Source organism: Alteromonas sp. KUL106 (genome assembly GCF_009811415.1).
Lineage (GTDB): Bacteria > Pseudomonadota > Gammaproteobacteria > Enterobacterales > Alteromonadaceae > Alteromonas.
In genome coordinates, this window is sequence record NZ_BLIG01000043.1 from 23,987 (window position 1) to 42,447 (window position 18,461).

17 protein-coding genes are annotated in these 18,461 nt (G+C 44.7%); 8 read left to right on the forward strand and 9 right to left on the reverse strand.

The genetic code is table 11. The features are described from left to right. Positions 1-158 precede the first annotated feature (158 nt). The gene (locus tag GVO63_RS14850; protein WP_159580912.1) at positions 159-524 is read left to right on the forward strand and encodes a DUF4870 domain-containing protein; all 366 of its coding nucleotides are present in this window, start codon (positions 159-161) and stop codon (positions 522-524) included. Positions 525-610: 86 nt separating this feature from the next. Here GVO63_RS14850 and GVO63_RS14855 read toward each other — a convergent pair whose 3' ends face one another. From GVO63_RS14855 to GVO63_RS14865, 3 genes are all read right to left on the reverse strand, one after another. Continuing rightward, positions 611-886, reverse strand: a complete 276-nt coding sequence (locus GVO63_RS14855; protein WP_159580934.1) for a hypothetical protein — start codon at positions 884-886, stop codon at positions 611-613. Positions 887-1,124: 238 nt separating this feature from the next. Next, positions 1,125-1,889 carry an SDR family NAD(P)-dependent oxidoreductase gene (locus tag GVO63_RS14860; RefSeq protein WP_159580914.1) on the reverse strand — a complete coding sequence of 255 codons (765 nt, stop codon included), beginning with the start codon at positions 1,887-1,889 and terminating at the stop codon, positions 1,125-1,127. A 45-nt stretch (positions 1,890-1,934) separates the two neighbouring features. Beyond that, positions 1,935-2,867 carry a haloalkane dehalogenase gene (locus GVO63_RS14865; RefSeq protein ID WP_159580916.1) on the reverse strand — a complete coding sequence of 311 codons (933 nt, stop codon included), beginning with the start codon at positions 2,865-2,867 and terminating at the stop codon, positions 1,935-1,937. Between the two features lie 246 nt (positions 2,868-3,113). Between GVO63_RS14865 and GVO63_RS14870 the strand changes: the two genes are divergently transcribed. The 4 genes from GVO63_RS14870 (at position 3,114) to GVO63_RS14885 (ending at position 9,414) form a co-directional block, all read left to right on the forward strand. Then, positions 3,114-5,234 carry a 3-hydroxyacyl-CoA dehydrogenase NAD-binding domain-containing protein gene (locus GVO63_RS14870; protein WP_159580918.1) on the forward strand — a complete coding sequence of 707 codons (2,121 nt, stop codon included), beginning with the start codon at positions 3,114-3,116 and terminating at the stop codon, positions 5,232-5,234. A gap of 152 nt (positions 5,235-5,386) precedes the next feature. Next, entirely contained in the window at positions 5,387-6,568 is a 1,182-nt protein-coding gene (locus GVO63_RS14875) for an acetyl-CoA C-acyltransferase (protein ID WP_159492760.1), read from the forward strand. A 9-nt stretch (positions 6,569-6,577) separates the two neighbouring features. Further along, the gene (locus tag GVO63_RS14880; RefSeq protein WP_159580920.1) at positions 6,578-8,377 is read left to right on the forward strand and encodes an acyl-CoA dehydrogenase C-terminal domain-containing protein; all 1,800 of its coding nucleotides are present in this window, start codon (positions 6,578-6,580) and stop codon (positions 8,375-8,377) included. Between the two features lie 152 nt (positions 8,378-8,529). After that, positions 8,530-9,414: an alpha/beta fold hydrolase gene (locus GVO63_RS14885; protein ID WP_159580922.1), complete on the forward strand. Its 885-nt coding sequence runs from the start codon at positions 8,530-8,532 to the stop codon at positions 9,412-9,414. 93 nt (positions 9,415-9,507) lie between these two features. Here GVO63_RS14885 and GVO63_RS14890 read toward each other — a convergent pair whose 3' ends face one another. The 4 genes from GVO63_RS14890 to GVO63_RS14905 form a co-directional block, all read right to left on the reverse strand. Beyond that, complete coding sequence (locus GVO63_RS14890; protein WP_159492757.1) at positions 9,508-9,906, reverse strand: DUF3718 domain-containing protein; 399 nt, start codon at positions 9,904-9,906, stop codon at positions 9,508-9,510. Between the two features lie 230 nt (positions 9,907-10,136). After that, positions 10,137-10,535, reverse strand: coding sequence for a DUF3718 domain-containing protein (locus GVO63_RS14895; protein WP_159580924.1), 399 nt, complete (start codon positions 10,533-10,535; stop codon positions 10,137-10,139). Between the two features lie 605 nt (positions 10,536-11,140). Further along, complete coding sequence (locus GVO63_RS14900; protein WP_159492755.1) at positions 11,141-11,533, reverse strand: DUF3718 domain-containing protein; 393 nt, start codon at positions 11,531-11,533, stop codon at positions 11,141-11,143. A gap of 169 nt (positions 11,534-11,702) precedes the next feature. Continuing rightward, positions 11,703-12,605: a LysR family transcriptional regulator gene (locus GVO63_RS14905; protein ID WP_159580926.1), complete on the reverse strand. Its 903-nt coding sequence runs from the start codon at positions 12,603-12,605 to the stop codon at positions 11,703-11,705. A 232-nt stretch (positions 12,606-12,837) separates the two neighbouring features. Between GVO63_RS14905 and GVO63_RS14910 the strand changes: the two genes are divergently transcribed. Further along, a complete protein-coding gene (locus GVO63_RS14910) occupies positions 12,838-13,302 on the forward strand; it encodes a MaoC/PaaZ C-terminal domain-containing protein (RefSeq protein WP_159580928.1) in 465 nt (154 codons plus the stop codon). 160 nt (positions 13,303-13,462) lie between these two features. On the opposite strand, the gene GVO63_RS14915 is transcribed toward GVO63_RS14910, so the two are convergent. Both GVO63_RS14915 and GVO63_RS14920 read right to left on the reverse strand, forming a co-directional pair. Next, positions 13,463-13,627 carry an entericidin A/B family lipoprotein gene (locus GVO63_RS14915; RefSeq protein ID WP_159492752.1) on the reverse strand — a complete coding sequence of 55 codons (165 nt, stop codon included), beginning with the start codon at positions 13,625-13,627 and terminating at the stop codon, positions 13,463-13,465. A gap of 17 nt (positions 13,628-13,644) precedes the next feature. Continuing rightward, complete coding sequence (locus tag GVO63_RS14920) at positions 13,645-14,631, reverse strand: mechanosensitive ion channel family protein (RefSeq protein WP_159580930.1); 987 nt, start codon at positions 14,629-14,631, stop codon at positions 13,645-13,647. 418 nt (positions 14,632-15,049) lie between these two features. Between GVO63_RS14920 and GVO63_RS14925 the strand changes: the two genes are divergently transcribed. Together GVO63_RS14925 and GVO63_RS14930 are read left to right on the forward strand one after the other, a co-directional pair. Beyond that, entirely contained in the window at positions 15,050-17,743 is a 2,694-nt protein-coding gene (locus GVO63_RS14925; RefSeq protein ID WP_159580932.1) for a TonB-dependent siderophore receptor, read from the forward strand. 163 nt (positions 17,744-17,906) lie between these two features. Next, entirely contained in the window at positions 17,907-18,209 is a 303-nt protein-coding gene (locus tag GVO63_RS14930) for a 4a-hydroxytetrahydrobiopterin dehydratase (protein WP_159492749.1), read from the forward strand. The last annotated feature ends 252 nt before the right edge of the window (positions 18,210-18,461 follow it).

Sequence of the window (18,461 nt, forward strand, 5' to 3'; positions counted from 1 at the left end):
TTTGAAAATTTACCGGCCAATAGGCGAGAGCGCATCACTTCGAGCATTGAGCTGCTGTGTACGTCTAGAATAGAAAGGGGAGAACTAAGGGAGTAAGCTTTTAACTATCGAATCTCCACGATATACTCGATAAAACAAAATCAATAGGAAGGAACGTTATGTCAACGGAAGAACCGGTTTATTGGGGGCTAAACGCCCGAAGTTATTGCACGCTTATCCATGTTTCTCAATTATCAAGCTTCGTCATTCCCGGATTAGGTTTTATCTTGCCCATTGTGCTTTGGATTGCGCATAAAGATCAAAATGAAGATATCAAGCAGCATGGAAGAGTGACCGTAAACTGGTTATTGAGTTTACTCGTTTATTCAGTGATCTGTTTTATACTGACTTTTATTATAATCGGGGCGCTAGGGTTCATTGTACTTGGCTTGATGAATATCATCTTCGCAATTGTTGCAGCGGTAAAAGCCAATAAAGGGGAGCTTTGGGTATACCCATTGAGCTTTCAGTTTATAACGCGTTAACGGGTCACAAAATTTTTCCGACGTTTAAGCGCACATACGGCTCAGTAAACGCTCGAGCGACTTTCTACACTCTCTAAAATACCCTATTACTCCGCGTTAGAGCGATGGTTGGGTAGAACGCTATGAATGAGGAACAGGCTGTTTGTCTGCCCTTTGCTTTGAGCCGTTGTAGACAAGCTTTGCTTTACGACATTGAGTGCCAGCGATTTGTTGATGCGCTGTTTCTTAATGGTTTTGCTAAATGTAACGTCTTTTACGTGAGTTAAAGAGGGCGGCGTTTCTTGCGCTAGGGCAGAGGTAGAACAAGATGCAAATACGCTAAGCGCGATGGATAAAAAAATGTTTTTACTTTGCGTTTTCATCACACTTTTCTCTTTACGCTAAACGCTGTTAACGTTGTGCATATCTCATCAGTAAGAAATGACTTCAGAGGCGGTTGCACCCGCCTCATTCGTCGGCTTTGTTTGTTCCGCTCCATTACACCTAAAGTAGAATAAGATCGAAACATGACGTGTCATACCATGGTATCAATAATGATACCTTTTTTCTCTCTACGTTTATGCGGATTGAAATTACTCCTTATTCAGCAACGTAAGGGTACTACCACGCTGTAACCCCGCCGTCTACGGCGATTGTCTGTCCATTCATATAGCTATTACCCGGTGACAACATAAGCATCATGGTATTGACAATTTCTTGGGGTTCACCAAGACGTTTCATTGGGCTTCCCATACCAAGTTGCTCGCGTGCCTCTGGTGTGTTGTAACCGTCCACGTTAAGAATATTGGTTGGACTGTAAAACGGGCAAATAGCATTAACGCGGACATTCTTGCGACCGTACTCTACAGCGGCAGTTCGGGTTATCCCTGACACAGCGTGTTTAGCTGCAGCGTAAGCTGCGCCCTTTGGCGCTCCGCCAAGCCCTGCGAGCGAACTAACGTTGAGTACATGACCTTGCTTTTGCGCAAGCATAACGGGAATTTGGTATTTCATTCCAAACATCACCCCTTTCACGTTTACAGCAAACTGTGAATCCATGATCTCTTCAGTCATCTGATGCACGGGCGCAGGATTGTGTGCTATGCCCGCGTTATTCACGGCTATATCGAGTCGGCCAAAGGTATCCATTGCGGTATCAACTAATGCTTTGTTAAGGGCTTCGCTTGCAATATTGCCCGATAGTGTTGCTACCTCCGTCAAGGCTTTTACATCCTTCATCGTCTCTTCGAGGGCTGTTTCGTTTATATCTGAAAGAACAAGCTTAGCACCTCGGTTAGCAAGCCCAAGAGACAGTAAGCGGCCAAAGCCGCTGCCCGCGCCCGTGATTAGTACAACTTGTCCTGTAAAATCGAGTAGAGCATCCATAGTAAATTCCTCTTGTTTATTTTGTGACTGATGAAATTGTGTTTTTTAGACTATGTCGTGTGACGAATTCAGTTGTGTTTGTTCAATAAATTGAATAAGTAAACGAGCGAGTTCTTCTCCTTTATCTTCCTGAATAAAGTGACCGCCGTTTTCTATCGAAGTATGTGCCATGTCGTTACAGCCAGGGACGAGCTTTTGAAATACTTTATCGCCCCCTTTTGTAATAGGGTCGCTATCACCAAAAGCGGTAATGAAAGGTTTCTGGAATTGCTTGAGCTTCTCCCAAGCATTTCTATTTGCCTGCGCTTCTGGGTTATCAGGGCTTGCAGGCACAAGAAGTGGAAACATGCGCGCTCCCACTTTGTAACGTTCGTCTGGAAAGGGGGCGTCGTAGGCGGCAAGTGTCGCCGCATCTAAGTCAGATGTGGTGGCATTTTGAATGATCGTTGATGTAGGAAATATCGGAACGTCTTGCGAGAATCGGCGCCATTTGATGAAGGCATCGCTTGGAAGGTGGTCTCCCGTTGGCAACCCCGTGTTAGACACCATTACGCCCGAAAAACGCTCAGGCATGTCAGCAACTAGCCGTAGTCCTAATAGTCCTCCCCAATCTTGGCAGAATAGGGTTACTGGGCCCTTCGTAACTTGAGAAAACCAGTCTTTAAGCCATATCACGTGACGTGCATAGGAGTAATCTTCCTTTCTTACGGGCTTATCTGAGCGTCCAAAACCAATTAAGTCAGGTGCTACGACATTGAACCCAGCGTTAGCAAGTAGCGGCATCATTTTGCGGTAAAGGTATGCCCATGTTGGTTCGCCATGCATCAAAAGCACGGTATGGCCGTCTACTGGCCCACTTTGGTAATGCGCCATGGTTATTTCACTGCTTACTGTGTCTGTTATCTCTGTGAAACAGGGGGAGTAAGGAAAGTCTGTGATCTTCTCGAAGGCGCTTTCCGGTGTTTTGAGCACTTGCATAGCCAATCATCCTTATTGTAAATAAAATGTAATAACAAGTGGTGCTTAGTTAACAAAAACACTGGTTTTATTCTCTGTCAAATAAACCTAAGGCGAGGAAAGACAAGCTCTGCGTAGAGAAATGAATTCACAAAAGGGCTGGCGGTAAATATTAAATATTATGATAAATGTCTATAACACCAATAAACTTGGATGATTGGCAACACTGCAATAACATCCAGTTAACGTGATAAACAGGACATGGTTATGACAGAGATAGGAAATAAAGCCGTCGATTATGCGGTACAACAAGGCGTCGCCACACTAACAATGCAAAGTGCGCCGGTCAATGCGCTGTCACGCGCTATCAGAATAGGGCTAATTGAAGGGATCGACAACGCATTACACGATGATAGCGTTAGCGCGATTGTTATTACCTCTTCACTGCCCATCTTTTCCGGCGGTGCTGATATTAGTGAATTTTCCGGCGGCGACCTATCTCCTATGTTGCCTGAAGTACTCGACAAAATAGAAAATGCGTCTAAGCCCGTTATTGCTGTGCTTCCTGGGCCTGCATTTGGTGGTGGTTTAGAGGTAGCGCTTGCTTGTCATCATCGCATTACCTTTGCAGACAATAAGGTGGGATTGCCCGAGGTTAATCTCGGTATTCTTCCTGGTGCGGGCGGAACTCAGCGACTTCCTCGTCTTGCCGATGTTCAAACCTCATTGGAGATGATTGTTACCGGAAAGCCGACGTCAGTCCTAAAGCTCCCTGGTGTGTTTGACAAAATTTCAGATAAACCTGATCACTTACTCGAAGATACAAAAGCGTATTTACAAGCGTTGACGCCAGAGAAGGCGGTCAAGCGCACGTGTGATATCACATTGACTATGTCCAAAGAGACTGAGGCCGTGTTCGATGCTGTAACGGCACAAACTAAAAAAGCGTCTCGTGGCTTTTTTGCACCATTAAAATGTATTGAAGCCGTGCGCGGTGCTTATACGCTTGGGTTCGAAGACGGCCTTAAAAATGAAGGTAAACTCTTCATGGAGTGCATGAATACGCCGCAAGCGCGTGCTCAACAGCATTTCTTCTTCGCCGAACGCGCAGCAGGTCACGTGAGTGATTTCGATAAAAATACCCCTGAGCGCAGTATAGAAAAAGTAGCAATTATCGGTGCTGGCACGATGGGTGGCGGTATCGCGATGAATTTTGCGAATGCTGGCATCCCGGTCACAATGCTTGAGCTTAAAGAAGAAGCGCTAGAGAAGGGGTTAGCGCTCATTAGAAAGAATTACGAAAACTCGGCGAAGAAAGGAAAGTTGACCCAAGAGCAGGTAGAGAGCCGAATGGCGCTACTTTCTGGCACGACGTCGTATGATGATCTCGCTGATGTTGATCTTGTCATTGAAGCCGTGTTTGAGAAGATGGAAGTCAAGAAAACCGTGTTTTCTGCGCTAGATAAAGTATGTAAGCCTGGTGCTATTTTGGCCTCGAATACGTCAACGCTGGATATTGACGAAATTGCGACAGCTACTTCGCGCCCTGAAGATGTGATTGGTCTTCACTTCTTCTCGCCCGCGAATGTAATGCGGCTGTTAGAAGTGGTAAAAGCAGAGAAAACGTCTGCTGAAGTCATCAAAACCTGTATGAAGATGGCGAAACGCATCAAGAAAGTAGCGGTGCTCGTCGGGGTTTGTTTCGGTTTTGTGGGTAACCGCATGATTGAGCCTTATGGTCGTGAAGCTAACCGCTTATTGCTTGAAGGAGCGTCACCTGAGCAGGTTGATCGCGTATTAACTGAATTTGGCATGCCAATGGGACCGTTCACCATGGGCGACATGGCTGGGTTAGATATCGGTTATTACGTACGTCAATCTCGCCAAGAACATATCTCACATGACCCCGCTTACGGCGCGGTTGCAGATCGCTTAGTAGAAATGGGCAGAAACGGACTGAAAACAGGACGTGGTGCATACAACTATGAGCCTGGCAGTCGCGTTCCTATTCCTGACCCTGAGGTCCTTGAAATAGCGAAACAAGAAGCTGAGCGTTTAGGTGTAACCCAGCGTTCAGACATCACTGATGAGGAAATTCTTGTTCGCGTGATGTATTCATTGATAAACGAGGGTGCAGCCATTTTGGAAGAAGGGATTGCAGCAAAATCTAGCGATATCGATGTCATTTATGTTTACGGCTATGGCTTCCCTGTCTATCGCGGAGGCCCCATGCAATACGCTGACGAAGTAGGGCTTGGCACCATTCTCGATAAGCTTACCAGCTATCGTGACCAGCTTGGCGAATACGGAAAGATGTGGCTTGAGCCAAGTGATCTTCTAGTGAAGTTGGCGCAAGAGGGCGGCAAGTTTAAAAGTTATAAAGCGTAACAGAGAAAGGTTTAGAGAGTAAAAGACGTAGCTAATATTCGTTGCGTCTTGTCGATTCGATAATCAATTAATAGCGCTAGGTCACTGATAAAAGAGCGTAGCGCTAACTAAATTTTGGCTGAACTTTCAGCCCAACTGAAAGGAATGTAACAATGCGTGATGCAGTTATTGTAAGTACAGCACGTACTCCCATAGGGCGAGCCTACAAAGGCGCACTTAACAACCTGCCAGCCCCTTCTTTAGGTGGCCATGCAATCAAACATGCCGTTGCTCGAGCGGGCATTGACCCGGCCAGTATTGATGATGTGGTAATGGGCGCAGCACTTACCCAAGGCAGTGGTGGTATGAACATCGGCCGCCTAGCGGGCCTTGCTGGCGGATTACCTGTGACTGTAGCGGGCATGACTCTTGACCGTCAATGCAGTTCTGGGATGTATGCCATTGCCACGGCTGCAAATTCGATTCGAACCGGCGATACCAACATTATGGTTGCCGGAGGTTTAGATTCTATTTCTTTGGTGCAAAACAAGAACATGAATATGTTCCGCGCCGTGGATCCTGCACTCGTTGCAAAACACAAAGATATTTACATGCCTATGCTTCAAACTGCTGAGGTGGTGGGTAAGCGCTACAACATCAGTCGTGATGTACAAGACGAGTACGGTTATCAAAGTCAGATGCGCACGGCAGCTGCACAAGAGGCCGGAAAATTTGACGATGAAATCGTCCCGATTACAGCAGTGCAAGCTGTATTTAACAAGGAGACGGGTGAAACTTCTGAACGTGAGGTGACGTTGTCAAAAGACGAAGGTAATCGCCCAGAAACTACCCTTGAAGGTTTAAAAGCGTTGAACCCTGTTATCGAAGGCGGCTGCATCACTGCAGGTAATGCCAGCCAACTTTCTGACGGCGCAAGCGCAACTGTCATCATGGATGAGCAGTCAGCGGCAAAAGGGAATGCACAGCCGCTTGGTATTTATCGCGGTATTGCAGTAGCAGGCTGCGAGCCAGATGAGATGGGAATTGGCCCTGTTTTTGCCATCCCTAAGCTATTAAAGCAGCATGGATTAACCATGGACGATATCGGTCTATGGGAGCTTAACGAAGCGTTTGCGGTACAGGTACTGTATTGCCGCGATAAGTTAGGCATTCCAGACGAATTATTAAATGTTAACGGCGGTGCCATTTCTATTGGTCACCCATACGGCATGAGCGGTGCTCGCATGGTGGGTCACGCACTCATCGAAGGTAAACGACGCGGTGCGAAGTATGTTGTTTGCACCATGTGTATCGGTGGCGGCATGGGCGCTGCTGGTCTATTTGAAGTTATATAGGTATTGGGTATGGAAGGTTATAAAGCTCCACAACGTGACGCCATGTTTGTAACGCATGAGCTACTGAACTATCAAAATCATTATCAAAAGCTGGGTTTCGACGAAGCTTCCGAAGATTTGGTGTCGGCCATTTTTGCCGAAGCGGCCAAGTTTTCAGAAAATGTATTAGCACCTATTAACGCCTCGGGTGACGAAGAAGGGTGTAAGTGGGTTGATGGTGAAGTCACTACGCCAAAAGGTTTCAAAGAAGCGTATAAAACTTACGTTGAAGGCGGCTGGCCGAGTATGTCTCATCCAGAAGAGTTCGGCGGTCAGGCGCTACCGTACTCGTTGTCTTCTATTATTGCTGAGTGGTTCTCAGGCGCAAACCACTCTTGGGCAATGTATCCTGGTCTGAGCCAGGGTTGTATGGAAACGCTAAAAGCGCACGGTACCGAGCTGCAGCAAAAAATGTTTCTTGAAAAACTGATCAGCGGCGAGTGGACAGGCACAATGTGTCTGACTGAAGCGCACTGCGGTTCGGATTTAGGCATGCTGAAATGTCGTGCCGAGCCCCAGGATGATGGCAGTTACAGCTTAACCGGTACGAAGATCTTTATCTCTGCTGGTGAGCATGATATGTCAGAAAATATTGTACATATCGTACTGGCTCGCTTGCCTGACGCACCCGAAGGCACCAAAGGCATTTCATTATTTGTCGTACCTAAATTCAATGTATCTGAAGAGGGTGAAAAGCAAGACAGAAATGCTGTGAGCTGCGGCAGCATCGAACATAAGATGGGTATTAAAGCTAGCGCCACCTGTGTGATTAACTTCGACGGTGCGAAAGGCTTTTTGATTGGACCACCTAACCGTGGTTTGAACTGCATGTTCACCTTTATGAATACAGCGCGCATTGGTACAGGGCTTGAGGGCTTAGCAGCGTCTGAAGCGGCTTTCCAAGGCGCGTTACGTTACGCGAAAGATCGTATTCAGTTCCGTTCTCTCACCGGTCGTAAAAACCCGGATGGTCCAGCCGACCCTATCATTGTGCACCCGGATGTACGACGTATGCTGTTAACGCAAAAGGCGTTTGCAGAGGGCAACCGCGCACTCGCAGCCTACTGTATGCAGTTAGTAGACGTTACCCTTTACGGCGATGACGCTGCTGAGAAGCAAGTTGCGGAAGCGAAGCTTGCCTTCTTGACGCCTATCGTGAAGGCTTTCTTAACTGAGACCGCTCAAGAGTCAACCAGCTACGGCATGCAGGTATACGGTGGTCACGGCTTCATTAAAGAGTGGGGCATGGAGCAGTTGGCGCGCGATACCCGCATTTGTACTATGTATGAAGGGACTACGGGTATTCAGGCAGTTGACTTATTGGGTCGCAAAGTGATGGGCTCTAACGGTGAATTGCTTAACGTGTTTGTGCAGGAAGTCCGTGATTACTGTAATTCATTGCGGGACAGGGCGCAATTTAGTGCTTGGACCAATGCGCTTAACTCGCACCTTGACGAGTGGCAGCAAATTACGATGGACATCGGTAAGGCTGCAGCATCTAATCCAGATGAAATTGGTGCGGCATCTGTTGACTACCTAATGTACTCAGGTTATGTCACCGTGGCTTACTTCTGGCTTAAAATGGCAGTGAAAGCGCAAGAGCAGCTTGATGCGGGTAGCACAGAAACTGAATTCTATAAGAGTAAGATTTTGACGACGGGCTTCTATTTCGACCGTTTGTTAACACGCACTCGCTCTCTTGTTTCTGCAATGCAATCGGGCGCAGACAACTTAATGTCTATGCCAGAAAGTATGTTTGCTATCGAGTAACCGCGCAGTAACAAGGTTCAGTGTAAAATTGGTGCGCCATTGAAAGGCGCACGTAAAACCGAGCAAATGAGGTAACCAAGTGATATTTGGGTACATTGTTTAGCTCGGTTTTTTGTTTTTAATTAAAACAAAGAGAAAGAAAAGAGGTGGCTGTGATAGCGTCTAAATATATTGAGGTAGGTGGTTGTGCCATTCATTATCTGTCTCGTGAAGGAACGCAGACAAGCAATCCCCTATTAGTCTTGCTTCACGGCTTTCCCGAAAATGCGCAGACGTGGGAATCATTGATAAACGTATTGCCGTCTACGCTTGACGTGATTGCGCCAGATTTACCCGGGTATCACTTATCGAGCCCCTTGAACCGTGAAACAGATTATCAAGTTCCTTTGCTCATAACGCGAATTGCTTCCTTCATTCGTTTAGTGAAAGAAGATAGAGACGTAATTTTGCTCGGTCACGATTGGGGTGGTGCAATAGCGTGGCCTTTAGCTGCGTTTCACCAAGATCTTTTCAAAAAGCTAATCATTATTAATGCTGCCCACCCGTCTACCTTTACTCATTCACTTAAAACTTCTCCGCTTCAGCGAGAGAAAAGTCAGTATATCCACGCACTAATAGATGACACTGCGCAGCAAACGCTCAATGAAACAAATTTTGAGTTATTGAAAAGAATGATAGGCGCATCGCTTTTTGAGGAAAATACAGAGTATGGGAAGGCTTTGATTGAAGATTGGAGCGAACCTCATACGCTTAATTCAATGCTCAGCTATTATCGCCAAATGCCACAGCAAGTGCCTCCTTTAAACGCCACACAAACAGAACTTGACGATCTCCGCGTTCCAGAGGTGTTTATTTATCTGCCTGTCTTATTGCTTTGGGGTGAGCAGGACGACGCCTTTGATTTGAGCGTGTTGGACAATATTGAGCACTATGTGCCATCGCTAGAAAAGCATTTTAATAAATCGGCTTCGCATTGGTTACATAGAGAAGAGACCGATTGGGTCGCGCAAAAGATAACAGGTTTTTTGAAGCTTTAGAAAGGGATGAGGCCCCTAAAAGGGGCCTCTAGTGCGGCATCCTGCCGCTACCATGTTGAAGTGTTGCATCACATGGTGTGACTATATTTTTTATTAAATTCTGCCGTTTATTTCAGCCGAAATTGGAGAGCTTTGAAGGCCTTGCTCAGCGATCCAAGCTTGTAGTGTTTTGCCATCTGACTCAGGCTCTGCCAAGTCTTTACTAGGCATCTGCTTTACAAGTAGCGTACCCACTTCAACAGCGTTGCTAGTAAGGGCGGTGCGAATAAGGCTTTGGCCGTTGCATGAAATGCCAGAGTAGTAATCGCGAAGCTTTAATTTGTAATCTGATTGAACGCTACGCATTTTCTTGCGAAGTTCACCCTTGTCATCCGCTTGAACGATAGTGCAGATGTTTGCAAGTGCTTCGTTAATATCGTTGGCTTGCGCTGCGTTAGAAAAAGCTAAAGTTGATGCTGCAATTACTAGAGAAGTTTTAACGATTTTCAACATGGTTAAATTCCTTCGGTTGTTGTTAAGTTAGTGTTTGTTCGTTGAGATGTATTAAACCCTAATCTAAGCGATTGAAAAACATGCGGTAAAATAACAGGGTATACAAAAGTATACTCTAAGCATCAAGCGATATCAGACCAATAAAAAAGGCCCCGTAGCAGTGGGGCCTTAGCGCGCAGCATTCGCTGCAACCATGTTGAATCAGTTCACATGGTCGTGTGAAATTTTACCTAGATTCTATCGTTAAGCTCGGCAGAAATTGGAGAATCCTGTAGACCCTGCTCAGCAATCCAAGCTTGCAGTGTTTTACCATCTGCCTCTGGCTCAGAGAGGTCTTTACTTGGCATTTGTTTGACAAGAAGCGTACCTACTTCAACAGCATTACTGCTAAGAGCAGTTCTAATTAAACTCTGACCACCGCAAGAAATGCCTGAGTAGTAATCGCGCAGCTTTAACTTGAAGTCCGACTGGACACTACGCATCTTTTTACGAAGTTCGCCTTTGTCATCGGCTTGAACGATAGTACAAATATTAGCAAGCGCCTCATTTATGTCGTTAGCTTGAGCAACGTTAGAGAAAGCAAGTGTTGATGCAGTAATAAGTAGAGAAGTTTTAACGATTTTCAACATGGTTAAATTTCCTTCGTTTGTTTAGTTTGATCAGAGAGTTTGTTTGTTCGCCTCTAATTAAAAAACAACCAGAATGAATGAAAAATAGCCACTTGAATAACAGGGTATAGAGCTTTATACCTTATACTAAAGGCTATAGAGAAGATATGTTGCTCTTAGCCTTTAGTATTAAAGGGCTGGACCCTTTTTTTGTTAAGGAAAGGCGCCGACGAAAAAGTAGACATAAGATGTGTAAAACAAGGTTTTTTTGTTTTTTTCGCGTTATTTGCACTAAACAAAAACAAACAGAGCATGTATCCATAACAAAAGGAGCTTGGACGAAAGCGACGTTTTCATGGCAATTCAATCTAAGTATGTCGAAAACAAGTTATGGCAGTCTGATGATAATACTTCGATAAGATTGTTAAGATAGCCAAGCGTATAAAGCTGTGTGCTAAGAGCCGAGCGCCAAAAGCCTTATACAGAAAAACTGGTACAAAAAAGCAGCTGTCTTGCGATAGGCTTTTGAAGTGTATATAGCCAAGAAAAAAGCGACCCGAAGGTCGCCTTTAAAGTGCAGATTACTCTGCAACCATGTTGAATGGGTTCACATGGTGTGAAAAAGGTTACAGTCGATCTTTAATTACTGCTGCAATAGGGTTGTCTTGAAGACCATTTTCAGCCACCCAAGCCTGTAGCGTCTTCCCGTCAGCTTCCGGTGCTTCTAAATCACTTTTCGGCATTTTTTTAACGAGTAGTTCGCCAGCTTCAACAGCATTGCTAAGAAGTGCTGTGCGAATGAGACTGTTTCCACTGCAGCTAATACCTGAGTAATAGTCTTTCAGCTTCATGCGATAATCTGATTCTACAGAACGCATTTTTTTGCGCAGTTCGCCTTTATCGTCTGCTTGCACGATGGTACATATATTTGCAAGCGCCTCGCTCAAGTCAGCCTGTGCCACGCCCGACACACCGAATGTCGCAGCGATAACAAGAGAAGTTTTAACGATTTTCAACATGGTTAATTCCTCAGGTATTTCAAAGTTAGTTTATTTGTTGGCGAAGATTAAACGACATAATTAAACGCTTGAATACAACGAGGGTGATACTCAGGTATACCGTTGTATACCCTTTTTTTGGAGGCAAAAAACGCCCCAGTGGGGCGTTATAGAATACATCAAGACACAATCAGTGCGGCTTAAAGTTGCTCGCGACTTCCATTATCTGTTCACGCATCCACATGTGTGCATAATCATGGTCTGCGCTGACATGCCAATATAAATAATATTCCACCGGAGGAAGATCGAAGGGCATCTCATAAATAGCAAGGTCATAATGTTTCGCTAAATGAAATGGCAAGCACGCTATCAAATCGGTTTTTACAATTGTGCTTGGGACAGTAAGGAAGTGCTGACCGCGCATGACTTCTTTTCTTCTCTTTCCCATTTTGTCTAGAGCAACATCAATAGGACCTGCGCCGGATTTCCGTTGAGAAACGTTAATATGACCTAATCGAAGAAAAGTATTTAAGTCTAAACCGTTTTTAAGTGCAGGATGATTCTTACGTGCCAAGACAACAAACCTGTCCTGCGCTATTTTTTCCTTGCACAAATGAGGGTCAGTAAAGGTTGATGCATCCGCAAAAAAATCGAGTGTTCCCGCTGCCATAGCAGATACCACTTGGCTTCGGGGGATTTCGTAGTTGGTTAAGCCTATGTTTGGAGCCAGATTTTGAAGTCTTGCAACTAATCGAGGCATGATACTGGCCTCTAGTAAATCTCGGCTGGCAAAATTAAAAGACTTCTCTGCCGTAAGTGGATCGAACGTGTGGCTTTCCTGCACACTTTTTCGAAGAAGCGCTAACGCCTGTCGCGCAGGTACAATGATATTTTGCGCAACGGGTGTAGGTGTCATGCTGTGCCCAGTTCGTACGAAAAGCGGATCGTTGAGCATTTCTCTCAATCTTGCTAGAGAGTTACTCACCGCCGGTTGGGTGATACACAATACATCAGCAGCCTTGGTTAAGCTCCCCGCCGTATAGATGGCGTCGAATACTGCGAATAAGTTCAAGTCAATTCTATTGAGATTCATAACTAATCCTTTAAGAGCGAATGCCCTGAAAAAAGCCAATAGATGAAAAAGCGCTGGATAACGGCTCAGCGTAAATAATTGCAACACATTACGGTATTGCTACATAGCATCTACGATTAATTTACCTTAGTGTAACAAGAATATTTATAAATACCTATTATTAAAAGTTAATTGAAACATTCAAGTGAATAATAGTAGTTTTGATATTATTGAATACAAATGAGACGTGAAAATGAAAACACTTTTGGATTTGTCGATAGGTGAGAAGCTAGAACAGCCTGAGTGGCTAATGGTGACTCAGGACATGATTAACCAGTTTGCAGACGCAACAGGCGATCATCAATGGATCCACTTAGACACCGCTCGTTGCGAACAAGAAAGCCCCTTTAAGTCTACAATTGCGCACGGGTTTCTAAGCGCTAGTCTTATGCCGAAGGCATTTGCTGAAGTGATAGCACCCAGTGATATGATTGCTTCAATGATAAACTATGGCATCGACAAATTGCGCTTCCTTGAACCGGTTAAAAGCAATGATTCAATCAAATACCAGTTTAGTCTTGTCGAGGTGACTGAAAAGCCCCAGGGTAAACTGTTCAAAGTTGATGCATCATGTTTGCTTAAGTCGAGTGGCAACCCTGCTTTAGTCGGCAGCTTTTTGATGCTAGCAGTTTTGAACAATACCAGTCCGCATAGATAAACATTACGGCCCGTTGTGAACGGATATCCCTTTGTACTCGTGTACCCATTTTTATGGTTTGTCTAAGGGGATGGCCTTATAGAAAAGCCTGACTGAGGCGTGCGCTACTCTTCAGGCTTTTTTAATGAATTGCCCTCTGCACTTGGGCGTTTCACGAGGTTTAATTTGCAGCTTCTTCCGCGCCTTCTTCTACCGCTTCTCCAGCGCTCTGAATATCCTTGCCTGCGCCTTCAATTGTTGCGCAGCCACCAAAACTACCTAGGCTTGCTGCAATGATAAGCGCTAGGAATGCATGCTTACGTGTATTTGAATTTAACATTTCCATGGGTTTCTCCTTTCTATTTACTCTTCACTAGGTTGACTTGAATCGTTACCTGCTTTTTTTTCCGACCTTGATTGTGTCGAAGTTGAACTATTACTAACTGTTTCGCGTGCTTGTTGTCGATTGATCATGGCATCAAGCTTGTCGCCGCCTTTGGCATTGAAATCCAATGTTCTGATAGGAAATGGAATAAGAATATCGTTTTCCTCTAATACCGTCTTAACCGTGCTAATGGCATCATGGCGAACCACCATGAAGCCAGGGTCACCTGGATATCGAATCCAAAACCAAAGGAGGAGGTTTATACTAGAATCGCCGAAAGATTCTGCGTAAACCGCGGTTTCCTCTTTTTTAATAACGTAATCTTTAGTATTCATTGCCTCTGTGATGACTTTTGCTGCCTGTTCAATGTCATCTGCATAAGAGATACCAACCGGCACCTCTATTCTTCTGTATCCCAAATATGAGTAATTGGTTAATATATTGCGAAATAATATCTTGTTAGGAATAACTTCTAACTGTCCGTAGAACGTCTCAACCAATGTGTTTCGGAGGTTGATTTCTTTCACATTTCCGAACACGCCCTCAGCCTCTATGACGTCACCAATGTCAAAGGGTTTTCTGATTCCCATTGCTACACCGGCAATAAAGTTTTCTGTCATATCTTGAAAAGCGAAGCCAACGGCTAAGCCGACAATACCCGCACCGGCCAAAAGTGATGTTACGGTCCCTTTGAGGCCAACAAAATCTAACGCAATGAAAATACCTGCGACCAGAATAATGGCTTTGATGATAGACGTGAGGAGGCCTGCTATTTGACGTGACTCGAAGGTACGTCGCATAAGCTTTCCCACCACATTGCCTATGACCTTTGCAACAATGCCAAATAAGATAGCGATAAGAAAAGCGACCACGATATTTGGGAGCAGTGTAATGCCTCCTTCGACCCAACTTTCAAGCTTTTCGCTTAAGAGCTTATATACCTCATCGACCTTTGGAAACTCCATAACCCTCTCAATCACCGTCTAAATTAACCCATATCTTTCAAATTTCATTCCTACAATTTAGATTCTCTATCCTTCTGAAATTTAATTGTTTTATTTTATTTTTCGGACGTTGGAGAAAAGCAGGTGTGTATGAATTACCGACGTATTGAAACATGTTCCTATAAACGTGTTGGAGGTTTTATAGGAAACGTCTCGGTATTAGCCATAAGTCTATCTGGTCTGACCATGTGTAAAATTAATGTAAACATATTATTCACAATAAATTTACAAACATGGATATCGGGCATAGTATCAATCGGGTAGGTCACAATTTGTGGATGGCCTATCAATATAACAACACAAAATCGAACAGCCTGTTGCTAGCGGAAAGTGTGGGTAGTAGTGCCGGTAGTGATAAGCCCAGATTTGGAATCACACTATGAAATTTAAAACGCGTAAGACAGCAGTTGCCGCCATGGTTGGTACTGCTTTATTTTGTTCTCCTTATCTTGCATCAGCCCAAGAAGCTGAAGTAGAAAACGAGCAAGAAGCTAAGAAAGACGTTGAACTCATTCTTGTTACCGGAAGCTTTGTTCGTCGAAGCGAGAATTTTGAATCTCCTTCGCCGCTAGCGGTTGTCGACAGTGTCGCCATTGATTCTATTGGTGCGAAAAACATCGCCGATATCACCCAAACACTCACCATTAATACAGGCGCGGAAAATAACCCTGACGCGTTTACGCAAAATGCGACTGCGGGCACATCGAATATTAACCTTCGCGGTCTTGGCGTTGCCTCTACATTAGTATTGTTAAACAACAAACGTCAGGTTGTTAACGCTCAGCCAACAAACGAAGGTCTAAACTTTGTCGATACGAGTTCACTAGTTCCTATGATAGCTATTGATCGTATGGAAGTAGTGAAAGACGGTGCTTCTGCGTTGTACGGCTCTGATGCTGTCGCCGGTGTGGTGAACTTCATCACCAAACGAAATTACGAAGGTGCTATGGTAAGTGTTGACTACCAAGATGGTGCACACGGCGATAATAAAGAATATGTCCTTCAGGGTCTGTGGGGCGCAACGGGCGACAAAGGTAATGTCATAGCCGCTATTAGTTATACGAATCGCTCTCCACTCTTCATTAGCGATAGACGCTTAAGCCGCCCCCAAGATGATACCAGTGCACTGGGTAATCCTGCGAGTTTCTTCATCGCGCCAGGCGTGCCTGTTATTGATCCGTTTGGGTGTGAAGAGTTCGGAGGTTTCCCGCAAGTATTAGCGCCAGCAGGCACAATTCCTGGGCTTGATGTTGGCCTCTGTGGTTTCGACTTTGGGCCCTACTATTCTTATGTGCCTGATGAAAGCCGTATCAATGCGTACACACGTGCTGAGTACGAATTTACAGACGACATCACATGGACAACCGAAATTGGCATGGCACGAAACCGCGCTGAGCGCGGCGGTGCACCGAGCTTCCCTATTTTGACTGCACCGGTGGTGCCAGATTATCACCCACAAAACCCCTTTGGACGTTCTGTTGCATTCTTTGGCCGAGCTGAAGGGAATGGACAGCCTGGTGATGCTGCAAACACTGAGTCAGATACTTTCCGCTTTAGCACAAACTTACAGGGTGTTACTGACAGCGGTTTCTGGGAAGTCAGTTACACAAGAGCAGTCAATGACTTTGTATTTTCAGTACCCGATGTAATGAACACTGAATTTCAACTCGCGTTGTTAGGTTTCGGTGGTTCAGACTGTAACCCAGTATTGGGAACGCCAGGTGAGGGGAGCTGCCAGTTCTTCAATCCATTTGCAACGTCTTACACGAGCGCGCCTAATTCAGACTATGTAATTAGTTCGTTTACGGGCAAGCAAGTTATTGACTCTAAGTCTGATTTAGAGGTATTCGAAGCGTTTACCTCGTTCGATACCTTCGAAATGAGCGGCGGTTATGCAGCGCTTGCACTCGGGGTTCAATATCGTGAAAACAGCCTGAGACAGGATTACGATGAGTTATCGAACCAAGATAGTTTTACCTTTGTCATTGGTAACCCTGATTTAGATGGAAGCCAAGATGTTTGGGCAGCCTTTGGAGAACTAGCATTACCGGTAAATGACGAACTCGATGTGCAGTTGGCCGTTCGTTATGAAGATTACGGCGGTAGCATCGGTAGTACAGTCGATCCTAAGCTAGCGATATCATGGCGCGCTTCCGACGAGTTTTCACTACGCGGCTCTATATCTACATCGTTCAGAGCTCCGACTGTATTCCTAGCACAAGGGGGCGCTACCTCTTTACAACAAGTTGTTGACCCCGTCCAAGGTGCACAGGCATTTGTTGCTGTGCGTACATCAGGTAATGAGGACTTAAAACCTGAAGAATCTACAGCATACAATATAGGTTTCTCCTACGAGCCGTTCAGAGACTTATCAATTGAGGTCGATTATTGGAACTTTGAATTTGAAGATTTGATCATTCAAGAAAACGCGCAAGCGTTGCTGAATGCTGATCCGACCGATACTACGCGGATTGTACGTGCAGGTGACCCTGTATCAGGGCCAGTATTACAGATTAACAACACGTATGTTAATGCAAGTTCACTGGAAACATCGGGTATAGACTTCGTTTCAAGCTACAAAATGGAAACAGAGCTTGGGAACTTTACACCTACCATTCAAGCTACTTACATTACCAAGTATGACTTGAACGATCCTCAAGCCGGGGATATCGATGGTGCGGGTCGCCGTAACTTTAATAACATCGGTGTTTCATCGCCAGAGTTACGCATGAATATTGGCCTCAACTGGCAGAATGATGTACATGCTGCAAACCTGTTCTTGCGTTATGTCTCTTCTTACGACGATGATCAAAACTGTGCAGATGGCACGAGTAACACCGGTGGATGTGCAAATGGTTTCTATGAAATTGACAGCATGTTGACGGTTGATGCTCAGTACAACATTGACTTAGGTAGCGTATTTGATACGGATCAAAGTTATGTACTGACGTTGGGTGGAATCAATCTATTTGATGAAGAACCACCGCAAGTGTTTACAAACAGTGGCTTCGATTCGAAAGTACACGATCCACGTGGTCGTCAAATTTACGCAAGGTTAGCAATAGAATTTTAAGTTTATTGCTTGTTAGATGAAGCCGGCTTTTAAAGCCGGCTTTTTTGTAAACTAAATACACCACACATCTTTTCACGTTTTCCGTGCATCTGTTTTCTAATCTCATTCACATTATTTAAAGTAACGATACAAGACTTACAAAAAAAGATACATGGAGATGAGCATGCCGACGAAACTAGCAGATGATGCTATTGCTAACAAACTGAATGAGCTGAACGACCTAGTTACCGATGATGTGCATTGGGAACGAGATGGCGACAGCATAAAAAAAACGTTCAAATTTAAAAGTTTTATCCGAGCATTTGGATGGATGTCGCAAATAGCAATTTGGGCCGAAAAGCTTAAACATCACCCCGAGTGGTTTAACGTTTATAACAAAGTAGAGGTGACGCTAACGACTCATGATGCCGGTGGGCTGACTGAACTCGACTTTTCACTGGCTGAAAAGATGGAAAAATTTAAATAAATTGGCGTAGTCCTCTAGGGCGTGTTGAACTTTGCTGTGCATTTTTGCTGTAAAGTTCAACACGCCCTAGGTTTTAAGGAATAAAAATCGCGTTGTAGTACTAACTTTGCACATATTGCTCAATTAAGCTGCGAACAGTCAGAAAAATGAAATATTTCGTTGTTAAGCACTTGTGTTGAGTAAGTCCCTATGTATAATACGCACCACGTTGAGGCGAGGCATTAAACGATTCGCTTTAAACGATTATTTTCT